Below are 19486 nucleotides of genomic sequence, written 5' to 3'. Positions count from 1 at the left end.
CCGTGCGGCTCTTCAAGTTCCTGCATCTGATCGGCCTGGCGGGCCTGGCGGGCGGACTGGCCGCGCAGCTGCTGCTCGCGCGCACCGACCCGCTTTCCGCCGCCGCCGCCGCGGCGGTCGCCCGGTGGTTGACCGGGCCGGCGCTGCTGCTGCTCATCGCCAGCGGCCTCCTGGGCATTGCCGCGCGCCCGGCCTGGCTCGAGGAGCGCTGGATGCTGGGCAAGATGCTGCTGATGCTGTTGATCGCACCGGCGGTCTGGTTCGGCGCGGGCATTGCCACCCTGGTCCTGGCGTTGGCCCTGGCGCTCGCCGCGGCGGCCCTCGGCGTCTGGCGGCCGGGGCGCCGCGCGAACTGAGGAAAGACCGTGCAGCACCCGATTTCAGCTTCATCTTCACTGCGTCCGCGCCGTGTGTTCGTGCTCGGCGCGACCGGCACCATCGGCTGCGCGACCGTGCGCGCACTGGTGGCGCGCGGCCACGAGGTCGTGTGCTTGGTGCGCCCTCGGGCCGGTGTCGGCGGCCGGTTGGCGGCGGAAGACAGCGCGCGCCTGCTGGCGGGAGCGACGCTCCGGCTGGGAGAGGCGACCGATGCCGCATCGCTCGCGCGCGACGGGTTTCGCGGCGAGCGCTTCGACGCCCTGGTCTCGTGCCTGGCCTCGCGCAGCGGCGCGCCCGCGGACGCCTGGGCCATCGACCACCTCGCGCATGTGCAGGCGTTGCATGCCGCGCAGGCGGCGGGCGTGTCGCATGTGGTGCTGCTGTCGGCGATGTGCGTGCAGAAGCCCCTGCTCGCGTTCCAGCAGGCCAAGCTGGCCTTCGAAAAAGAGCTGGCCGAAAGCGGCGTCGATTATTCGATCGTGCGGCCCACCGCCTTCTTCAAGTCCCTGTCGGGGCAGGTCGAACGGGTACGGCGCGGCCAGCCGTTCCTGGTGTTCGGCGACGGCCGCCTGACTGCCTGCAAGCCGGTGAGCGACGCCGACCTGGCGGCCTACCTGGCCGACTGCCTGGACGACCCGCACCGCCGCAACCGGGTGCTGCCCATCGGCGGGCCCGGACCGGCGATCACACCGCGCGAGCAGGGGGAGGCGCTGTTCAGTGCGTTGGGCCGGCCGCCGCGCTTCAGGCAGGTGCCGGTGGCGATGCTCGACGCCATCGTGAGCGGGCTGGCTGCGCTCGGCCACGTGATGCCGGCGCTGGCGGCCAAGGCCGAACTGGCGCGCATCGGCCGCTACTACGCCACCGAATCGATGCTGGTGCTTGACGCCCGCACCGGCCGCTACGACGCGGCGGCCACGCCGTCGACCGGGCGCGAGACGCTGTCCGATTTCTATGCCGGCCTCGCGCACGGCGCGGCGCTGCCGCAGCGCGGCGACCACGCGGTGTTCTGATGGAAGGCACCGCGCGGCGGCGGCGCGGTGCTCAGGGCCCGTCGTCGCGCGGCGCGGGCCCGGGCCTTTGCTTCTTCTTGTCGCGCCGCAGCGCATACAGCTCCCAGAAGCCGAAACCCACCACCACCCCGAGCACGCCGAGCATCTCGAGCGTGATGATCAGGCCCGAGCTCATGGCCGGTGTTCTCAGGCAGGCGTGGCGGGGCGCGCCGACTTGCCGCGTTCACGCCGCTCCAGCCGCTCCAGCCGCTCGAAGAGATCGATGACCCAGACCACGCTTTCCGAGGGGCTGCGCTTGCGTGCCGCCGTCGCGCGCGGCGCGGTGGCCGACACCGCGTCGACCAGAAAGGCATTGGCCGCCAGCACCGGCCACGCATCGCTTGCGCGACCGGGTCGCACGGCGACCAGCGCGCGCAGCAGCAAGCCCAGCTTGCGCGTGGTGGGCACGACGGCGCGCGCGCTCACCGAATCGCAGCCGGCGCGTTGCACCTGCCCGCCGATGTCGGCATACAGGAAGCGCGCCGCATTGATGCCCGGCCTGCAAGCCAGCGGCAACCGGGCGACGCCGCTGCCCACCCGCGCGTAGAGCACGTCAGCGGCCGCCAGCAGGCGCCGCACCACCGACCCCAGCGCCGGCGTGAAGACCGGCCGCGCCAGCCAGGCTTGCGGGTCGATGCCGGCCTCGCGCATCCATTGGCGCGGCAGGTAGAGCCGGCCCATGGCCGCGTCTTCGCCCACGTCGCGCGCGATGTTCGACAGCTGCATCGCTACGCCCAGGTCGCAGGCGCGCGCCACCGCCTCCGGCGAGCGGGCCCGCATGAGCAAAGCCATCATCGCGCCGACGGTGCCGGCCACGCGGGCCGCGTAGGCATGCAGGTCTTCGAGCGTCTCGTAGCTGCGGCCCTCGGCATCCCAGGCGAAGCCCTCGATCAGGGCCTCGGGCAGGGCGCGCGGAATGTCGAAGGCGCCCACCACGCCGGCCAGTGCGCGGTCGGCGGGCGCGGCCAGCGCCGAGCCCGGCGCACCCGCGTCGTAGATGCGCGCGAGCCGCGCGCGCAGCATTGCCACCGCGGCGGCTTCGTCGGCACCCTGGTCCACCGCGTCGTCGGCCATGCGGCAAAAGGCATAGAGCGCGCAGGCCGCGTCGCGCACCTCGCGCGGCAGCAGCAGCGAGGCCGCGAGAAAGGTGCGCGAGCCCTGCCGCAGCGCCGCGCGGCAGGCGGCGATGTCCGCGGGGTCGATGCGGGCGCGCGGTGCGCCTCGCACGGTGCCCAGCAGCGTCTCAGCGGGCGGGGCTGGCATGACGGGAAGCGAGCGAATCTGCATGAGGCACCACCGTGTCCAGGATGCGGGCCGATGAAAGAACGCCGGGCAAGCCGGCGCCGGGATGGGTGCCCGCCCCCACGAGGTACAGGCGGTCTATGTCTTCGCTGCGGTTGTGCGGGCGGAACCACGCGCTCTGCGACAGCACCGGCTCCAGCCCGAAGGCCGCGCCGCGAAAGGACGAGAGCCGGTCCTGGAAGTCCTGCGGGGTCAGCAGGCGCGAACTGGCGATCTGGTTCTCCAGGTCGGGCAGCAAGGTCGCCTGCAGCTTCTTCTGGATCGCCAGCCGGTAGGGCTCGGCCTGGCGCCGCCAGTCGGTGCCGCCTTGCAGGTGCGGCACGGGCGACAGCACGTAGAAGGCATCGCACCCTGGCGGCGCCAGCGAAGGATCGGTGGCGGTCGGCCGGTGCAGGTAGAGGCTGAAGTCCTCGGCCAGGTGCTTGCGCACGAAGATGTCCGACAGCAGCGCCTCGTAGCGCGGGCCGAGCGCAATGGTGTGGTGCGCCACGCCGGGGTACTGGCGGCGCGTGCCGAAGTACCACACGAACAGGCTCATCGAATAGCGCGCCTTCTCGATGCGGCGGTCGGTCCAGCGCCGGCGGTGTTCGGGCGCGACCAGGTGCCGGTAGGTCCAGGCCGAGTCGGCATTGGAGACCACCACGTCGGCCCGCAGCGTGCTGCCGTCGGCCATTCGCACGCCTGTGGCGGTGCCGTTCTTCACGGTGATCTCGGCCACCGCCTGGCGGCATCGCACGCTGCCGCCCTGCCCTTCGATCAGCGACACCAGCCCCTTCACCAGGCTGCCGGTGCCGCCCATCGCGAAATGCACGCCCCAGCGGCGCTCCAGGAACGCGATGAGGCAGTAGACCGAAGTGGTCGCAAAGGGGTTGCCGCCGACCAGCAGCGACTGGAAGGTGAGCACCATGCGCAGCCGCTCGTCGCGCACATGCTTGCCGGCCAGCGAATGCACCGTGCGGTAGGCCTCCAGCTTGAGCAGTTGCGGCAGCACGCGCGCCATGTCGCTCCAGCGGTCGAAAGGCACGTCGCCCAGCTGCTCGAAGCCGACCTTGTAGATCGCCTCGCTGGCCTTCAGGAAGTTCTCGTAGCCCTGCACGTCGCCGGGCGCCAGGCGCGCCACCTCGGCGCGCATGGCCTCGGCGTCGCCCGAATAGTCGAAGGTGGTGCCGTCGTCGAAACGGATGCGATAGAAGGGCGACACCGGGCGCAGCTCGACGTCGTCGGCCAGGCGCCTGCCGCACAGCGCCCACAGCTCCTCGAACAGGAACGGCGCGGTGATCACCGTGGGGCCGGCGTCGAAGGTGAAGCCGTCCTGCCGGTACACATAGGCGCGGCCGCCGGGCGCGTCCAGCTGCTCCAGCACCGTCACGCGGTAGCCGCGCGCGCCCAGCCGCACGGCAGCCGCCAGTCCGCCGAAACCGCTGCCGATGACGATCGCCTCCGGCTGCGCGCGCGGGCCCGAGGCGCGGGCGCTTGCGGCACGGACCGGCGGCGCGGCCTGGACTGTGGTTGTCAACATCTTGCACATAGTATGAGTGTCAGGTTAAATTGACAACATGGTCTGCCCGACGCTTGAACTTCGCGAACTGGCTTGCGTGCGCGGCGGCCGTGCCGTGTTCAGCGGACTGAATCTTTCGGTGCGCGCCGGCCGGCTGCTGCGGGTGAAGGGGCCCAACGGCGCGGGCAAGACCAGCCTGCTGCGGCTGGTCTGCGGGCTGCTGCGGCCCGCCGAGGGCCAGGTGCTGTGGGAGGGCACAGGCATCGGCCAGTTGCGCGAGGCCTTTCATCGCCAGTTGATCTATATCGGCCATGCGGCGGCGCTCAAGGACGACCTGAGCGCGAGCGAGAACCTGCAGCTGGCTGCCCGCCTGTCGGGCCACTGCGCCACCGGGCCCGAGGTGGTGTCCGCGCTCGGCGCCGTCGGCCTTCAGGGCAGGGAACGCACGCCGGCGCGCAGCCTGTCGCAAGGCCAGCGCCGSCGCGCCGCGCTCGCGCGGCTCGCGCTTGGCGCGCAGGCGCCGCTGTGGGTACTCGACGAGCCCTTCGAGGCGCTCGACGGCGCGGCGTCGGCGTGGCTGGTGCACGGCATCGCCGCGCAGGTGCAGCGCGGTGGCGTGGTGCTGCTCACCAGCCACGATGCGGCGCTGTCATTTCCCCACGGCATGCCGCAGATGGAGCTGGCGCTGTGAACACCCTCGCGCTGCCCGCCGCACCGGTCGCGCAGCCCGGCATGCTGCAGGGCGTTGCCTGCCTGGTCGAGCGCGACCTGCGCCTGGCCTGGCGGCGCCCCGCCGACCCGCTGGCCGCGCTGCTGTTCTTCGTGATCGTGGTGAGCCTCTTTCCGCTGGGCATCGGCCCCGAGCCGGAGCTGCTGCGCCGCATGGCGCCGGGCATCGTCTGGGTCGCCGCATTGCTGGCCTCGATGGTGTCGCTGGCGCGCCTGTTCGCCGACGACCTGCAGGACGGCACGCTCGAGTCGCAACTGCTCTCGGCCACGCCGCTCGCGCTGCTGGTGCTGGGCAAGGCCCTGGCGCACTGGCTCTGCACGGGGCTGCCACTGGCGCTGGTCTCGCCGCTCCTGGCGCTGCAGTTCGGCCTGGCGCCGCACGCGATGGGCGTGCTGGCCGCGTCGCTGCTGCTGGGCACGCCGGTGCTGAGCCTGGTCGGCGCGATCGGCGCGGCGCTCACCGTGGGCGTGCGCGGCGCCGGCATGCTGCTGTCGCTGCTGGTGCTGCCGCTGGTGGTGCCGGTGCTGATCTTCGGCGCCAACGCGGTGGATGCCAGCAACGCCGGCATGGGCGTGGCCGGCCATTTCTCGCTGCTCGGCGCCATGCTGGTGCTGGCCCTGGCGGGCGCGCCGCCGGCGGCCGCCGCTGCGCTGCGCATCGCGTTCGAATGAAAGGACTCGCCATGTCTTTCGTCACCACCTCGGCATCGCCCGCACGCAGGGCGCCTGCGGGCAGCCTCTTCGCGCTCGCGTCGCCCGCCCGCTTCTATCCGGTGGCGGGCCGCATCGCGACGGTGTCGGCGCTGCTGGCGGCAGCGCTCGCCGTGGCCGGCCTGCTGATCGGGCTGGGCATCGCGCCCACCGACGCCCAGCAGGGCGAGGCCTACCGGATCATCTTCGTGCACGTGCCGGTCGCCTGGATGTCGATGGTGCTGTACCTCGCGATGGCCTTCTGGGCCGGCATCGGCCTGGCCTTCAACGCACGGCTGCCGGCCATGTTCGCGCGCGCCCTCGCCCCCACAGGCGCGCTCATGACCTTCCTGGCGCTGTGGACCGGCGCGCTGTGGGGCAAGCCGACCTGGGGCGCCTGGTGGGTGTGGGATGCGCGGCTCACCTCCGAGCTGATCCTGCTGTTCCTCTACCTCGGCTTCCTGGCGCTGCACGGCGCCATCGACGACGTGCGGCGCGCCGACCGCGCGGCCGCGGTGCTGGCGCTGGTGGGCGTGGTCAACGTGCCCATCATCTATTTCTCGGTGAAGTGGTGGAACACGCTGCACCAGGGCGCGTCGGTCAGCCTGTCGAAGGCGCCGAGCATGGCCACGCCGATGCTCACCGGCATGCTGGTGATGGTCGCGGCGGTGTGGCTCTACTGCATTGCCGTGAGCCTGCTGCGGCTTCGCACCCTGATGCTCGAGCGCGAGCGCGACACGGCCTGGGCCCGCCGCGCACTGGAGGCCCGATGAACTGGAACGGCTGGAGCGACTTCGTCGCAATGGGCGGCTACGGCCTCTACGTGTGGGGCGCCTTCGGCATGGCGGCGCTGGTGGTGCTGCTCGAAGCGGTGCAGCTTCGCGCCAGGCGCCGCGGGCTGCGGGCAGCGCAGTCTGGAAACATCGTGGGAGACCTCCCGTGAAGGCGCGCGGCCGGCGCGGCCTGGCGATCCTTGCAGGCCTGGCGGCGGTGGGCATCGCGAGCGCGCTGGTGCTCAACGCGTTCCGCAGCAACCTGGTGTTCTTCTTCAGCCCGTCGCAGGTCGCGGCCAGGGAGGCGCCGCTGGAGCGCGGCTTTCGCCTCGGCGGCCTGGTGGAGCAAGGCAGCATCCGGCGCAGCGGGCAGGGCCTGACGGTGCACTTCGTGGTGACCGACACCGCGCGCACGGTGCCGGTGGTCTACACGGGCTTGTTGCCCGACCTGTTTCGCGAAGGCAAGGGCGTGGTGGCGCAGGGCCGGCTGGGCGCCGACGGCGTGTTCCGGGCCGACCAGGTGCTGGCCAAGCACGATGAGAACTACATGCCGCCCGAGGCCGCCCACGCGCTGGAGACAGCGCGCCAGGGCAAGCTGGAGGTGGCCGAGCCGTGATCCCCGAACTCGGCCACTTCGCGCTGGTGCTCGCGCTCGCGATGGCGCTGGTGCAGGCATCGCTGCCGCTGGCCGGCGCGGCGCGCGGCCATGCGGCCTGGATGGCGCTGGCCGGCCCGGCGGCGCTGGCCCAGTTCGTCTTCATCGCCCTGGCCTACCTCGCGCTCACCCGGGCCTTTGCGCTGAACGACTTCTCGGTGCTCTATGTGGCACAGCATTCGAACTCGGCCTTGCCCATGGTCTACCGCATCACCGCCGTCTGGGGCGGGCACGAAGGCTCGATCCTGCTGTGGACGCTGATCCTCTCGGGCTGGACGCTGGCCGTGACGCTGTTCGCGCGCGGCGTGGACCCGGCGATGCGCGCCCGCGTGCTGGGCGTGATGGGCTTCGTGAGCTGCGGCTTCCTGCTGTTCACGCTGTTCACCTCCAACCCTTTCGAGCGCCTGCTGCCCGCGGCGGCCGAGGGGCAAGACCTCACGCCGCTGCTGCAGGACCCGGGCATGGTCATTCATCCGCCCATGCTCTACATGGGCTATGTCGGCTTCGTGGTCGCCTTCGCCTTCGCGGTGGCCGCCTTGATGTCGGGCAGGCTCGACGCGGCCTGGGCGCGTGCCTCGCGCCCGTGGACCACCGCGGCCTGGTGCTTTCTCACCTGCGGCATCGCGCTGGGCAGCTTCTGGGCCTACTACGAGCTCGGCTGGGGCGGCTGGTGGTTCTGGGACCCGGTGGAAAACGCGTCGCTGATGCCGTGGATGGCCGGCACCGCGCTCATCCATTCGCTGGCCGTCACCGAAAAGCGCGGCGCCTTCCGCGCCTGGACCGCGCTGCTCGCGATCGTGGCGTTTTCGCTCTCGCTGCTGGGCACCTTCCTGGTCCGCTCGGGCGTGCTCAGCTCGGTGCACGCCTTCGCGTCCGACCCGACGCGCGGCGTGTTCATCCTGGTGTTCCTGGCGGTGGTGGTCTGCGGATCGCTCGCGATCTTTGCCTGGCGCGCGCCCAGGCTGGAGGCCTCGGTGCGCTTCGAACTGGTCTCGCGCGAGTCGATGCTGCTGGCCAACAACGCGCTGCTGCTGGTGGCCTGCGCGGCGGTGGCGCTGGGCACGCTGTACCCGCTGGCCGTCGATGCGCTGGGCCTGGGCAAGCTGTCGGTCGGCCCGCCCTACTTCGAAGCCGTGTTCGTGCCACTGATGGCACCGGCCCTGTTCCTGATGGGCGTCGGCCCGCTGGCGCAATGGCGCCAGGCGCGGGTGGGCGACCTGGCGCGGCGGCTTCGCTGGGCCATGGGCGTGAGCGCGGCCAGTGCCGTGGTCGCGCCGCTGGCGCTGGGCCGCTGGACGCCGATGATCGGCTTCGGCCTGATGCTGGCCATGTGGATCGCCAGCACCTGCGCGCTCAACCTCGCGGGCAAGCTGCGCGGCCATGCGCCCGGCGCATGGGGCGCCCGGCTGGCGGCGCAAAGCGGCAGCTACTACGGCATGCTGTGCGCGCATTTCGGGGTGGCGGTGTTCGTGGTGGGCGTGACCATCGTCGGCGGCTACTCGGTGGAGCGCGACGTGCGCATGGGACCGGGCGACACCGCCACCCTGGGCGCCTACGTCTTCCGCTTCCAGGGCGTGAACGAACAGCGCGGCCCCAACTACATCGCCGCGCGCGCCACCCTCGCGGTCACGCGCGACGGCGAGCCTCTGGCCATGATGGCGCCCGAACGCCGGCTGTACATCGCGACCCGCACGCCCATGACCGAGACGGCGATCCACCGCCATTTCACGCGCGACCTGTACGTGTCGCTCGGCGAGCCGATCGGCCCGATGCAGTGGAGCGTGCGCATCCACTACAAGCCCTTCGTCGGCTGGATCTGGGGCGGCTGCCTGCTGATGGCGATCGGCGGGCTGATGGCGATACCCGCGCGGCGGCGGCGGCGCGCAGAGGCCTCTGCAGGTGCGGCGCACGCGGACGCGCCACCGCAACCGCAACCGCAGCCGTTGCCTGGTTTGACGGCCCAGCCCATCATGAAAGGGGTGGCGACCTTCATGACCGAAACGAGGCATCCATGAGACGCGCCGCGATTCCCCTGCTGGCCGCCGGCGTGCTGGTCGCCTTCATGGCGGCCGGCCTCACGCTCAAGCCGCGCGAGGTGCCCTCGCCGCTGATCGGCAAGCCGGCGCCGGGCTTCACGCTGCCGGTGCTGGAACAGCCCGGCCGCACCCTGTCCGTGCAGGACATGCGCGGCAAGGTCTGGCTGCTGAACGTCTGGGCCTCGTGGTGCGTGGCGTGCCGGCTGGAGCATCCGCTGGTGCTCGATGCATCCCGCACCGGCGAGGTGCCGATCTACGGCCTGAACTACAAGGACGCGCCGGCCGATGCGCAGCGCTGGCTCGATCGCTTCGGCAATCCCTATGTGGCCTCGCTGTCGGACCGCGAGGGGCTGGTGGGCATCGACTTCGGCGTGTACGGCGTGCCCGAGACCTTCGTGATCGACAAGCAGGGCGTGATCCGCCACAAAGTGATCGGCCCGCTCACGCCCGACATCCTGCGCGACACGGTGATGCCGCTCGTGAGGAAGCTCGATGGCTAGGCGCACCCTCCTTGGCTGCGCGTGGGCGCTCGCCGCCTCTGCCGCGCTGGCCGGCGAAGCGCAGCCGCTGGCCGCCGACCCGCAGCTCGACGCGCGCGTGCAGGCGATCGCGGCCGAGCTGCGCTGCCTGGTGTGCCAGAACGAGACGCTCGCCGCGTCGCAGTCGGCCCTGGCGATCGACCTGCGCGCGCAGATCGGCCAGCAGCTCGCGCAGGGGCGCAGCGCCGACGAGGTCAAGGGCTACATGGTCGAGCGCTACGGCGACTTCGTGCTGTACCGGCCGGCCTTCAACGCCACCACCGCGCTGCTGTGGATCGGGCCCTTCGCGCTCCTGGCCGGCGCCTTGCTCGCGCTGGTGCGCATCGTTCGCCGCCATGGGCGCGGGGCCCCTGCGTCATGACGGCCTTCTGGATCGCCGCCGCCGGGCTCGTGGGCCTCGCCTGGCTGATGTTGTCGGGGTCGGGAGCGGGGCTGCAGGCCGCCGCAGGCCCGGCCGTCGCGCTGTCGCGGCGCGCGCGCACGGGGCTCGCCGCCGCGATCGCGGTCTTCGCGTTCGGCGTCTACGGCTTCATCGGCAACATCGACGCGCTGCAGATGACGCCTTCGCCGGCGGGCGCGTCCGTTGCCGCCGGTGCGCTCGCCCGGGCATCGGCCACCGACAACGCCACCGAGCCTTCGGCCGAAGCGGTGCAGGAGATGCTCGACAGCATGGTCGTGCGCATGCAGGGACAGGCGCCCGGCACCATCGATGTGGCGGGCTGGACGCTGGTGGCGCGCTCGTACGCATCGATACAGCGTTTCGACAGCGCGAACCGCGCCTATGCGCTGGCGCTCGCACTGGCGCCGGACGACGCGGTGCTGAAGGCCGAGCAGGCCCAGGTCCAGAAGTCCCTGCTGGCCAGCCAAGCGCCCCGCGCCGGCGCGCCGCGGTTCGCAGACACGGTGAGCGGCACCATCGGCCTCTCACCCGAACTGGCCGCCGCGGTGCGGCCGACCGACACGGTCTTCGTCTTCGCGCGAGAAGTGGGCGGCGTCGGCATGCCGATTGCGGCCGCGCGCTACAGCGCAGCGCAATTTCCGCTGCGCTTCAAGCTGGACGACACCTCGCCGATGAACGGCGGCAAGAAGCTGTCGCAGGTGGCGCGGCTGATCGTCACCGCGCGCGTGTCGCGCAACGGCGAGGCGATGCCCCAGTCGGGGGACCTGCGCGGCGAGTCGGTGCCGGTGGAGGTCGCGCGCGACGACGTCCAGGTGCAGATCTCGTCGACGCAGCCTTAGCGAGCGCTCAGCGCTCAGCGCTCAGCGCTTGGGCGTGCGCATCCAGTCGAAGATCAGCCAGATGAAGGGTGCGCCGATGATCCAGATGGGCAGAAGTGCTTTCATTGCTTGCTCCTTGGGGAGTAAAGGAATTGCGGAGTGTCTGCCTGTACCGGGTGCCGGGCGTACGCACGGCTGCAAAAATCCTGTAGGCGAGTGGCGCGGTCTGCGCCCCGTCGCAGTCAATGGCGCTGGAACAACTGCTGCGTGCAGGCCGAGAAGCCGTCGACGGCCGCATGGCTGCGCATGCGCACCATGCCGTCGCCCGAGATCCGCGCGCCGGTCACCATCAGGTCGATCACAGCGAAGAGGGGTTCCGCGCCAGCGCGCCGGTTGAAGCGAAGGGTCAGCCTGTACTTTCCGACGATGTCGCCGTAAGCGGCGGCCATGTCATCGTCGAAGTCGCCCAGATAGAGCGCAAAGCCCGGCGCCGACTCTTTTCGGATCGGCGGAGAAGGCGCCCGTCCACCGGGTGCCAGCACCAGCGCCTCGGTGGGCGCCAAAGGCACCTCCCGGCCGCTCACCTCATCGACGAGGCCCAGCTTCAATGCATAGAACACCATGCCGTCGGCGGCTCTGCGCAAGACAAAGGTGCCGCCGATCTTGACCAGCGCATCGTCGTTGCCGGGGACATCCCGCACCAGCGACAGGAAGCTCAGTTCACACGACGCCAGCGCGCCGCCCGAAAGCGTCTTCGACGATCCGGCAAAGAGCGTGCCTTCCAGCGCTTCTTCGGGTGCAGGCGGTCGCACGGCGGCCAGGCAAGACCCGGACAAAGCGCCGGTTGCCAACATGACCAGACATGCCTGCAGAAGCTTGAACACGGTTGACTCATGGAGGGTGTGCCGCTGAATCAGGTCATGTTTCGTGCACGATGTCAATTGTCTTGCCGCAGGCCACGAGGCGTTCCTTCTCACGCTGTGGGCAAGATCACCGGCACCGCATGGTGCTGCTGCATCCGACGGCAGAGGTCAGGCCGCTTTCGTCTGCCAGCATCAGGCCGAGTACCACCACGTCGAAGGTCGCGCGCGCCATGCAGGCACGCACCTCGCGGCCATCGGCAGCCGCCGAGACCTAGCCCGTTGCCGCGTCCCGCAGCAGCCGCCGCAGCACCTTGCCTGTGCCGCTTGCGGGCAGCGATTCCCGTAGCTCGACCTGTCGCGGTACCTTGTAGTGCGACATGTTCTCGCGCGCCCAGCGCAGCAACGCTTCCTGGTCGAGCACGCCGTTGCGAGGCACGACAAAGGCCTTGATGACCTCTCCCTTGTCGGCGTCGGCCACACCGATCACAGCCACCTGCTGCACGTCGGGGTGCAGGATGAGAATGGCCTCCACCTCCTCCGGGAACACGCTGAAGCCCGACACCTTGATCATTTCCTTCACGCGGCCGATGAAGGTCAGGTAGCCCTGGTCGTCCATGCGGCCGATGTCGCCGGTGTGCACCCAGCCGTCATGCAGCACCTCGGCGGTGGCGTCGGGCCGGTTCCAGTAGCCATGGAACACACCACGGCTGCGTACCGCGATTTCGCCGCTCTCGCCGGCGGGCACGATGCAGCCGTCGCCGTCGATGATCTTCAGCTCCACCCCCCGCCCGGGAATGCCGTTGGTGCCCCAGCGCACGGCGTCGCGCGGCATCAGCACGTCGTTGGTGTGCGTCTCCGACAGGCCATAGCCGGCTTCGTACACCAGGCAGCCGTTGGCGAAGGCGCTCCAGCGCGCGGCCAGTTCCTCGGTCAGCTTGATGCCGAAGCTGGTGGCCATGGTGGTGTGCAGCGACGACAAATCGAATCGCCCGGCGTCCGGCTCGTTCATGGCCGCCACCAGCATCGGCGCCATGGCGTACCACCAGCTCACGCGGTTGCGCTCTATCGACTGCAGCACGGCCAGCGCGTCCATGCGGTTGAGCAGCACCACCGTCGCGCCGGTGTAGGCCAACATGGTCACGCCGCAGATCATGCCGGCGATGTGGTACAGCGGCGCCGCCGCCAGCAGCACGTCTTCGCCGCGGATGCGGAACATCTCCTGCCCCACCGCCGTCTTGTACAGCGCGTTGCGATAGCTCAGCATCGCGCCCTTGGGCATGCCGGTGGTGCCCGAGGTGTAGGTCATGAGCGACACGTCGTCCATCGACAGCGCGACAGTGGGGGCGACCGGATCGACGCGCTTCACGATGGCATGGAAGTCGAGCGTGCCCGCGGGCAGCGGCCGGCGCGCGGCCACCTCGTCGGGCACGCGCACGTCGGGCTCGGCCGGCAGGAAGTCTGCGTAGCGCACGCTGAACACGTGCGGCACGCACACCCGCTCGGCCACCGACTGCACGATGGGCACCAGGTGGTCGGCCACCACCAGCGCTTTGGCGCCCAGGTCGCCGACCTGGTAGGCGAACTCGTGCGACTTGAACATGGGGCTGCACGGGCTGACGATGGCGCCGATCTTCTGGATGCCGAAGTGCGCAATGAGGTACTGCGGGCAGTTCTGCATGAACAGCGCCACGCGGTCGCCCTTGCCCACGCCGCGTTCGTGCAGCGCCTGCGCGAAGGCGTCGCTGCAGCGGTCGAGCTCGGCGTAGCTGATGGCGCGGCCGTACCAGACCAGTGCAGCCTTGCCGGGGTGGTTTCTTGCGTGGCCGCGCAGGTACTCGTGCAGCGGCTTCTCGCCCTGCAGGTAGTCGATGTCGTCGTCGTTCATGGTCGGAAGGGGGTGGAGCGTGAAGTTGTCTGGTTTTGTCTAGAGGCCGAGCACGTGCTTGGCCATGATGTTTTTCTGCACTTCGGTGCTGCCGCCGTAGATGGTCATGGCGCGGCAGAACAGGTAGCTGGCCACCGGGCCCAGCGCGTGCTCGGGGCCGAGCAGCGCTTCTTCACGCCCCTGGCCGAACAGCAGTCCGGGCTGGTAGCGCAAGGCATCGGGCCCGCTCGCCTGCACCAGCAGCTCGGTGATGCGCTGCGCAATCTCGGTGCCGCGTATCTTGATGAACGACGACTTGCCCGCCCCCACCGGCGCGCCGGCCTGCATGTCCGACAGGGTGCGCAGCAGCCCGACCTCCAGCGCCTTGAACTGCACCTCCACTGACGCGAGCTCGGCCATGAAGCCCGGGTCGTCCGCCAGGCGGTGGCCGCCGCTGCGCACTTCGCCGGCCACGCGGCGCAGCTTGCGCAGCTCCTGGGTGATGAAGCGCAGGTTGGCGTTTTCCACTCGCTCGTGTTCGAGCAGGAACTTGGCATAGGTCCAGCCGCGCCCCTCCTCGCCGATGAGGTTGCGCTTTGGCACCCTGGCGTTGTTGAAGAACACGGCGTTGAGGTAGTGGCGCCCGTCCATCATGCGAATGGGCTGCACCTCGACGCCGGGCGTCTTCATGTCGATCAGCAGGAACGAGATGCCCTGCTGCCGCTTGCCCTCGCGGCCGGTGCGCACCAGGCAGAACATCCAGTCGGCATGGTGGGCGAACGAGGTCCAGATCTTCTGGCCATTCACCAGGTAGTGGTCGCCATCGTCTTCGGCGGCCGTCTGCAGTGCCGCCAGGTCGGAGCCCGCGCCAGGCTCCGAATAGCCCTGGCACCACCACACCGACGAGTCGCGGATGGCCGGCAGGTGCTGCGCCTTCTGCGCCTCGGTGCCGAAGGTGTAGATCACCGGCCCCACCATCGCCGGGCCGAACACCTGCAGCTCGGGGCCGTGCAGCTCGCCGGCCACGCGGTTGAAGATGATGGTCTGCATCGGCGTCCACGCGTGGCCGCCGTGCGCGCGCGGCCACGCGCCGGTGAACCAGCCCTTGCGCCCGAGGATCTGCTGCCAGCGCATGTAGTCCTCTCGGCCCAGGTGATGGTCGAGCCGCACCTTCTCGCGGATGTCGTGCGGCAGCTCGCGCGCGATGAACTCGCGCACCTGCGACTCGAAGGCCTGCTCGTCGGCGGAAAGATCGAGGTTCATTGCCCTGCCCCGCCTTCAGGACTGCGCGTGGCGCTGCAGGTGCCAGCTGCTGTCGCCAAAGCTCACGCCGATCATCGAAAGGCGCTTGAAGTAGTGACCCACGGCCAGCTCCTCGGTCACGCCCATGGCGCCGTGCAACTGCACGGCCTCCTGGCCCACGCGGCGCGCCGTGCGGTCGATCTCGATCTTGGTGGCCGACAGCGCCTTGCGCCGCACTGCGGCATCGGGTTCGGCGAGCATCAGCGCGCCGTACAGCGCCATCGAGCGCGCCTCGTCCAGCGCGATGTACATGTCGACCATGCGGTGCTGCAGCGCCTGGTTGGTGCCGATGGGGCGGCCGAACTGCTGGCGCGTCTTGAGGTAGTCGAGCGTCATGTCGACCAGCGTGGCCATCGCGCCCACGGCCTCGGAAGCGACGGCGGCAATGGCCTGGTCGATGACGCGTTCCAGCGCGGGCAGCGCGCCGCCCTCGGAGCTCAGCAGATTCGCCGCGCCCACGCGCACGCCGTCGAAGTGCAGGTCCGCCGCGCGGCTGCCGTCGTGCGTCGCGTAGCCCCGCACGCCGAGCCCGGCGGTCCTGGCATCGACCACGAAGGCGCCGAGCCCGTCCGCGTCAGCCACGTCGCCCGACGTGCGCGCCACCACCACGACGAAGTCCGCCGCCGCGCCGCCATGCACCAGCACCTTCTGTCCGTCGATCACCCAGCCTTCCGCGTCGCGGCGCGCGGTCGTGGCGCACTGCGCAATGTCGTAGCGCGCACCCGGCTGCGCATAGGCCAGTGCCAGCTTGTGCGTGCCGGCCATCATCGGCTGCAGCCACTGCTCCTTCTGCTGCGCGCTGCCCAGCGCGGCGAGCATGCCGCCGGCGAGCACCACGTTGGCCAGGTAGGGCTCCAGCAGCAGGCCGCGGCCCACGCCTTCCATCACGATGCCGGTGTCGGTGGCGTCGCCGCCGATCCCGCCGTCTTCCTCGCTGAAGGGCACGGCGAGCCAGCCGAAGTCGGCGTAGCTGCGCCAGTGGCGCTCGTCGTGGCCGCGGTCGCTGGCCACGAGCCTGCGACGGTGCGCGAAGTCGTATTCCTCGCGCACGAAGCGCTCCACGCTTTCGCGCAGCTGGTTCTGTTCGGGGGTGTACTGGAGGTCCATGGGAGGTCCGCGAAAAATGGGCAGTTGAAGGAAGGAGGGGATGCGCGTCAGAGCGCGAGGTAGCGCTGCTGCACTTCGGGCTGGCTGTCGAACTGCGCCCAGTCGCCCTCGAACACGATGCGGCCGGTGTCGATCACGTACACGTACTGCGTGCAGCGCCGGGCGAACCAGATGTTCTGCTCGCACAGCAGCAGCGCCACGTTGCCCTCGGTGCAGGTGCGCACCACGTCGCGCGCCATCTCCTCGACGATGATCGGCGCCAGGCCCTCGGTGGGCTCGTCAAGCAGCAGCAGGCGGGGGTTGGCCGCCATGGCGCGCGCCACGGCCAGCAGCTGCTGCTGCCCGCCGCTGAGCTGGCCGCCGTAGCGCTGCAGAAGCGGCGCGAGCATGGGAAAGCGCGCCACGATGTCGGGCACCGGCACGGCCGTTCGCGTGGGCGAGGCCCCGTAGCGCGCCATGGCGATGTTCTCGGCCACCGTCAGGTGAGTGAAGATGCGCCGGTCTTCAGGAACCAGCGACAGGCCCATGCGGGTGCGCTGGTGGGTGGGCATGTCGCGCAGGTCGCGCCCGTCGAAGCGCAGCGTGCCGCGCACGCGCGGCCCGGCGTTCATCACGCTCTTGAGCAGCGTCGACTTGCCCGCCCCGTTGCGCCCGAGCAGCGCCACGCGCTGGCCGGGTTGCACCGAGACCTGCGCGCCGAGCAGGATGTGGCTGTCGCCGTAGAAGGCGTCGAGTTCGCGGACTTCAAGCACCGACCATCTCCTTGCCGAGGTAGACCTCGCGCACCTTCGGGTCTCGGCGCACCTCGTCGACGCTGCCCGTGGACACCACCTCGCCGTAGTTCATCACCATGATGCGGTCGGCCAGGCCGAAGACCACGTCCATGTCGTGCTCGGTCATCACCACCGTGATGCCGCGCTCGCGGCGCGTGCGCGCCACCAGCTGTGCGATGTCCGCGCGGTCGCTGGGCGACATGCCCGCAGTGGGCTCGTCAAGCATCAGGATGCTCGGGCGCCCGGCCAGCGCGATGACGAACTCCAGCCGCTTCTTGTCGCCATGCGACAGAAAGCGGGCGGCCTCGCGCGCCATGGGGTGCAGCCGCACGTCTTCCAGCAGCGCCATCGCCTCGTCGCGGGTGTCGGCCGAGGGCGCGCAGCGCCAGCGCGAACCCAGCGGTTCGCGCTTGCAGGCGCGGCGCGCCTCCACCGCGGCGATCACGTTGTCGAGCACGGTGAAATCGTGAAACACGCGCGCCACCTGAAAGGTGCGACCGAAGCCCTGGCGCACGCGCTCGTAGGCCGGCATGCGCGTGACGTCCTTGCCGTCGAAGCGGATGGTGCCGCCGTTGGACGGCACCTCGCCGGTCATCACCTTGAACATGGTCGTCTTGCCGGCGCCGTTGGGCCCGATGATGGCGAACACCTCGCCGCGCCCCACCGACAGGCTCACGCCGTGCAGCACCTCGATGGGGCCGTAGTTCTTGCGCACGCCGTCCACGCGCAGCAGTTCGGCGCTCATCGTGCGCCTCCGGCTTCGAGCTTGACGCCGGCGGGCGGCATGCGCGCATCGTTTGACGGGGTTGCAGGCGGTGCGGCCCTGCGTCCCCAGATGCGCTCCTCCAGGTTGCGCCACAGCCCGACCGCGCCGTTGGGCGCCAGCAGGATGATGGCGAGCAGCCCCGTGCCCACGATGAGCTCCGACAGGCCCACCAGCGTGCGCGTGGCGTACGTGATGGCCGCGAACAGTCCCGCCCCCACCACCGGCCCCCAGAACGAACTGACACCGCCCAGCAGGGTGTTCAGCATCGGCTGCGCCGAGGCGAGCCAGTGCACCTCTTCGACCGTGACGATGCGCGACCACGGCGCATACAGCGCGCCCGCCACCGCCGCCACCGCACCCGAGATGACGAAGGCCGCCAATCGGTAGCGCGCCACGTTCGTGCCCATGAAGGCGGCGCGCTCCGCGTCTTGCCGCACCGTCTGCAGCGTGCGGCCGAAGCGGCTGTGCAGCAGCCACCACAGGAAGGCGGTGATCAGCAACGTTGCCACCAGCAGGAACCAGTAGTAGGCGTTGGAGCTCGACAGGTCGATGCGCAGCACGCCGAAGTCCAGCGCGGGGCGCGGAATGTCGGTGATGCCGTCTTCGCGCCCGAGAAAGGTCGAGAAGCCGATCACCAGCCGCAGCGCTTCGGCGAGCGCCACCGTCAGCACCGCCAGGAACACGCCGCTCATGCGCCGCAGCGCCAGCACCCCGATGACCCACGCAGCCACCGCGCCCAGCGCCGCCGCGCCCACCAGCACCCCGAGGAAGGGCACGCCCGCGATGTGCCGCAGCGCCAGGGCCGCCAGGTAGGCGCCGATGGCGAAGAAGCCCGCATGCCCGAACGACACCAGCCCCGTGTAGCCGAACAGCACGTTCCACGACAGCGCGAAGATCACCTGCACCAGCACCGTGCCCACCACGTACAGCGGCCCCGCGTTCACCCACAGCGGCAGCGTCGCCAGCACGCCCACCGTTGCCACTCCCACCACCTGCCACGCAGCGCGCGGAATGCGCGGGCGGTGCAGCGCGCCCGAGCCGTGCGACTCGGCGCCCGCCTCGGCCTGCGCGCCGACCGCCGGAAACAGGCCGCTGGGTTTCCACAGCAAAAAGGCCGCCAGCACCACGTAGATCGCCAGGCCCGGCACCGACGGCAGCAGCACCGTGTTCAGGCTCTGCACCAGCCCCAGCACCAGCGAGCCGATGAAGGCGCCGCGGATGTTGCCCAGCCCGCCGATGATCACCGCGAAGAAGGCGTACATCAGGTACGAGTCGCCCAGCCCGGTCGAGAGGCTCTGGTTGGGCAGCAGCAGCCCGCCGGCCAGCCCCGCGAGGAAGAAGCTCGCCATCACGCTCAGCGCAATGCCGAACGACACGTTCAGCCCGAGCACGCCCGCCATCCAGGGGTCGGCGGCCAGCGCCTGCATCAGCTTGCCGAACCACAGGCGGTGGATGGCCACCTCGAGCACGATGTACACCACCACGCCGGCCGCGATCACGAACAGCTGGTAAGCCGAGAAGAACAGGCCGAAGGGGTTCAGCGGCTGGTCCAGCCCCGGCGGCGGGTTCACCGAGAAAAAGTCGACGCCCCACACCAGCTTGGTGACGCCGGTGCACACCATCATCAGCGCGAAGGTGGCAATGAGCACGTAGTGAGGGTCCACGTTGCGCAGCCGGCGCAGCACGAGCCGGTCGGTCAGCAGGCCCAGAAGTGCCACCACCACGCCACCGCACAGCGCGGCCAGCAGGAACATCCACAGCGACTGCACGTCGCGGCCCATCACCGAGTAGGCGGTGTACGCGCCGATCATGAAGAAGCCGCCCTGCGCCATGTTCAGCAGGCGCATGAGCCCGAAGATGAGCGTGAGCCCGGCCGCGACCACGAAGATCGCCATGCCGAAGGCGGCGGCGTTGAACACCGCGAACAGGAGTTCGTTGGCCATG

At 70.5% G+C, this 19486-nt stretch carries 21 protein-coding genes; 11 read left to right on the top strand and 10 right to left on the bottom strand.

All coding sequences use genetic code 11. From position 1 onward, the window contains the following. The first annotated feature begins 2 nt into the window (after nucleotides 1-2). Both AC1DJH_RS25160 and AC1DJH_RS25155 read left to right on the top strand, forming a co-directional pair. Nucleotides 3-356, top strand: coding sequence for a hypothetical protein (locus AC1DJH_RS25160; RefSeq protein ID WP_478187569.1), 354 nt, complete (start codon nucleotides 3-5; stop codon nucleotides 354-356). Nucleotides 357-365: 9 nt separating this feature from the next. Further along, nucleotides 366-1388 (top strand): NAD(P)H-binding protein, encoded by a 1023-nt coding sequence (locus AC1DJH_RS25155; protein ID WP_478187568.1) that lies wholly within the window; start codon nucleotides 366-368, stop codon nucleotides 1386-1388. A 31-nt stretch (nucleotides 1389-1419) separates the two neighbouring features. On the opposite strand, the gene AC1DJH_RS25150 is transcribed toward AC1DJH_RS25155, so the two are convergent. The 3 genes from AC1DJH_RS25150 to AC1DJH_RS25140 are packed head-to-tail and all read right to left on the bottom strand — an operon-like array spanning nucleotide 1420 to nucleotide 4248. Continuing rightward, the gene (locus AC1DJH_RS25150; protein WP_478187567.1) at nucleotides 1420-1563 is read right to left on the bottom strand and encodes a hypothetical protein; all 144 of its coding nucleotides are present in this window, start codon (nucleotides 1561-1563) and stop codon (nucleotides 1420-1422) included. A gap of 11 nt (nucleotides 1564-1574) precedes the next feature. Next, nucleotides 1575-2690 carry a phytoene/squalene synthase family protein gene (locus tag AC1DJH_RS25145; RefSeq protein ID WP_478187566.1) on the bottom strand — a complete coding sequence of 372 codons (1116 nt, stop codon included), beginning with the start codon at nucleotides 2688-2690 and terminating at the stop codon, nucleotides 1575-1577. Continuing rightward, a complete protein-coding gene (locus AC1DJH_RS25140; RefSeq protein ID WP_478187565.1) occupies nucleotides 2671-4248 on the bottom strand; it encodes a phytoene desaturase in 1578 nt (525 codons plus the stop codon). The genes AC1DJH_RS25145 and AC1DJH_RS25140 overlap by 20 nt, the downstream gene beginning before the upstream one ends. Nucleotides 4249-4285: 37 nt before the next feature. Here AC1DJH_RS25140 and ccmA point away from each other — a divergent pair, with 37 nt between their 5' ends. Genes ccmA through AC1DJH_RS25095 form a run of 9 tightly spaced genes read left to right on the top strand, consistent with a single transcriptional unit; the run spans nucleotide 4286 to nucleotide 10888 of the window. Then, entirely contained in the window at nucleotides 4286-4918 is a 633-nt protein-coding gene (gene ccmA, locus AC1DJH_RS25135) for a cytochrome c biogenesis heme-transporting ATPase CcmA (protein WP_478187564.1), read from the top strand. 41 nt (nucleotides 4919-4959) lie between these two features. Further along, nucleotides 4960-5628: a heme exporter protein CcmB gene (gene ccmB, locus AC1DJH_RS25130; RefSeq protein WP_478187667.1), complete on the top strand. Its 669-nt coding sequence runs from the start codon at nucleotides 4960-4962 to the stop codon at nucleotides 5626-5628. An 11-nt stretch (nucleotides 5629-5639) separates the two neighbouring features. Then, on the top strand, nucleotides 5640-6419 hold the full coding sequence (gene ccmC, locus AC1DJH_RS25125; RefSeq protein WP_478187563.1) for a heme ABC transporter permease CcmC: 780 nt from the start codon (nucleotides 5640-5642) through the stop codon (nucleotides 6417-6419). Further along, nucleotides 6416-6589: a heme exporter protein CcmD gene (gene ccmD / locus AC1DJH_RS25120; protein WP_472123522.1), complete on the top strand. Its 174-nt coding sequence runs from the start codon at nucleotides 6416-6418 to the stop codon at nucleotides 6587-6589. The genes ccmC and ccmD overlap by 4 nt, the downstream gene beginning before the upstream one ends. Next, entirely contained in the window at nucleotides 6586-7035 is a 450-nt protein-coding gene (ccmE, locus tag AC1DJH_RS25115) for a cytochrome c maturation protein CcmE (protein WP_478187562.1), read from the top strand. The genes ccmD and ccmE overlap by 4 nt, the downstream gene beginning before the upstream one ends. Next, on the top strand, nucleotides 7032-9089 hold the full coding sequence (locus AC1DJH_RS25110) for a heme lyase CcmF/NrfE family subunit (protein WP_478187561.1): 2058 nt from the start codon (nucleotides 7032-7034) through the stop codon (nucleotides 9087-9089). The genes ccmE and AC1DJH_RS25110 overlap by 4 nt, the downstream gene beginning before the upstream one ends. Continuing rightward, complete coding sequence (locus AC1DJH_RS25105; RefSeq protein WP_478187560.1) at nucleotides 9086-9610, top strand: DsbE family thiol:disulfide interchange protein; 525 nt, start codon at nucleotides 9086-9088, stop codon at nucleotides 9608-9610. Before AC1DJH_RS25110 ends, AC1DJH_RS25105 begins: the two co-directional genes overlap by 4 nt. Further along, nucleotides 9603-10010 carry a cytochrome c-type biogenesis protein gene (locus AC1DJH_RS25100; protein ID WP_472123511.1) on the top strand — a complete coding sequence of 136 codons (408 nt, stop codon included), beginning with the start codon at nucleotides 9603-9605 and terminating at the stop codon, nucleotides 10008-10010. Before AC1DJH_RS25105 ends, AC1DJH_RS25100 begins: the two co-directional genes overlap by 8 nt. After that, nucleotides 10007-10888: a c-type cytochrome biogenesis protein CcmI/CycH gene (locus AC1DJH_RS25095; RefSeq protein ID WP_478187559.1), complete on the top strand. Its 882-nt coding sequence runs from the start codon at nucleotides 10007-10009 to the stop codon at nucleotides 10886-10888. The genes AC1DJH_RS25100 and AC1DJH_RS25095 overlap by 4 nt, the downstream gene beginning before the upstream one ends. 221 nt (nucleotides 10889-11109) lie before the next feature. On the opposite strand, the gene AC1DJH_RS25090 is transcribed toward AC1DJH_RS25095, so the two are convergent. From AC1DJH_RS25090 to AC1DJH_RS25060, 7 genes are all read right to left on the bottom strand, one after another. Continuing rightward, on the bottom strand, nucleotides 11110-11751 hold the full coding sequence (locus AC1DJH_RS25090; RefSeq protein WP_478187558.1) for a hypothetical protein: 642 nt from the start codon (nucleotides 11749-11751) through the stop codon (nucleotides 11110-11112). Nucleotides 11752-12001: 250 nt separating this feature from the next. Then, nucleotides 12002-13615, bottom strand: a complete 1614-nt coding sequence (locus tag AC1DJH_RS25085) for an AMP-binding protein (RefSeq protein ID WP_478187557.1) — start codon at nucleotides 13613-13615, stop codon at nucleotides 12002-12004. Nucleotides 13616-13654: 39 nt separating this feature from the next. Next, nucleotides 13655-14857, bottom strand: coding sequence for an acyl-CoA dehydrogenase family protein (locus AC1DJH_RS25080; protein ID WP_472123499.1), 1203 nt, complete (start codon nucleotides 14855-14857; stop codon nucleotides 13655-13657). A gap of 15 nt (nucleotides 14858-14872) precedes the next feature. Next, nucleotides 14873-16003 (bottom strand): acyl-CoA dehydrogenase family protein, encoded by a 1131-nt coding sequence (locus AC1DJH_RS25075; RefSeq protein ID WP_478187556.1) that lies wholly within the window; start codon nucleotides 16001-16003, stop codon nucleotides 14873-14875. 47 nt (nucleotides 16004-16050) lie between these two features. Then, nucleotides 16051-16755 carry an ABC transporter ATP-binding protein gene (locus AC1DJH_RS25070; RefSeq protein ID WP_478187555.1) on the bottom strand — a complete coding sequence of 235 codons (705 nt, stop codon included), beginning with the start codon at nucleotides 16753-16755 and terminating at the stop codon, nucleotides 16051-16053. Next, nucleotides 16748-17521, bottom strand: a complete 774-nt coding sequence (locus tag AC1DJH_RS25065) for an ABC transporter ATP-binding protein (protein ID WP_478187554.1) — start codon at nucleotides 17519-17521, stop codon at nucleotides 16748-16750. Before AC1DJH_RS25065 ends, AC1DJH_RS25070 begins: the two co-directional genes overlap by 8 nt. After that, nucleotides 17518-19485, bottom strand: a complete 1968-nt coding sequence (locus AC1DJH_RS25060; protein WP_478187553.1) for an ABC transporter permease — start codon at nucleotides 19483-19485, stop codon at nucleotides 17518-17520. The genes AC1DJH_RS25065 and AC1DJH_RS25060 overlap by 4 nt, the downstream gene beginning before the upstream one ends. Nucleotide 19486 lies beyond the last annotated feature (1 nt).

The sequence above is a fragment of the Variovorax sp. 10N412 genome, from assembly GCF_056394985.1.
Note: the sequence above shows the minus strand (reverse complement) of the source record. Positions and strands in the feature narration are given on the sequence as shown.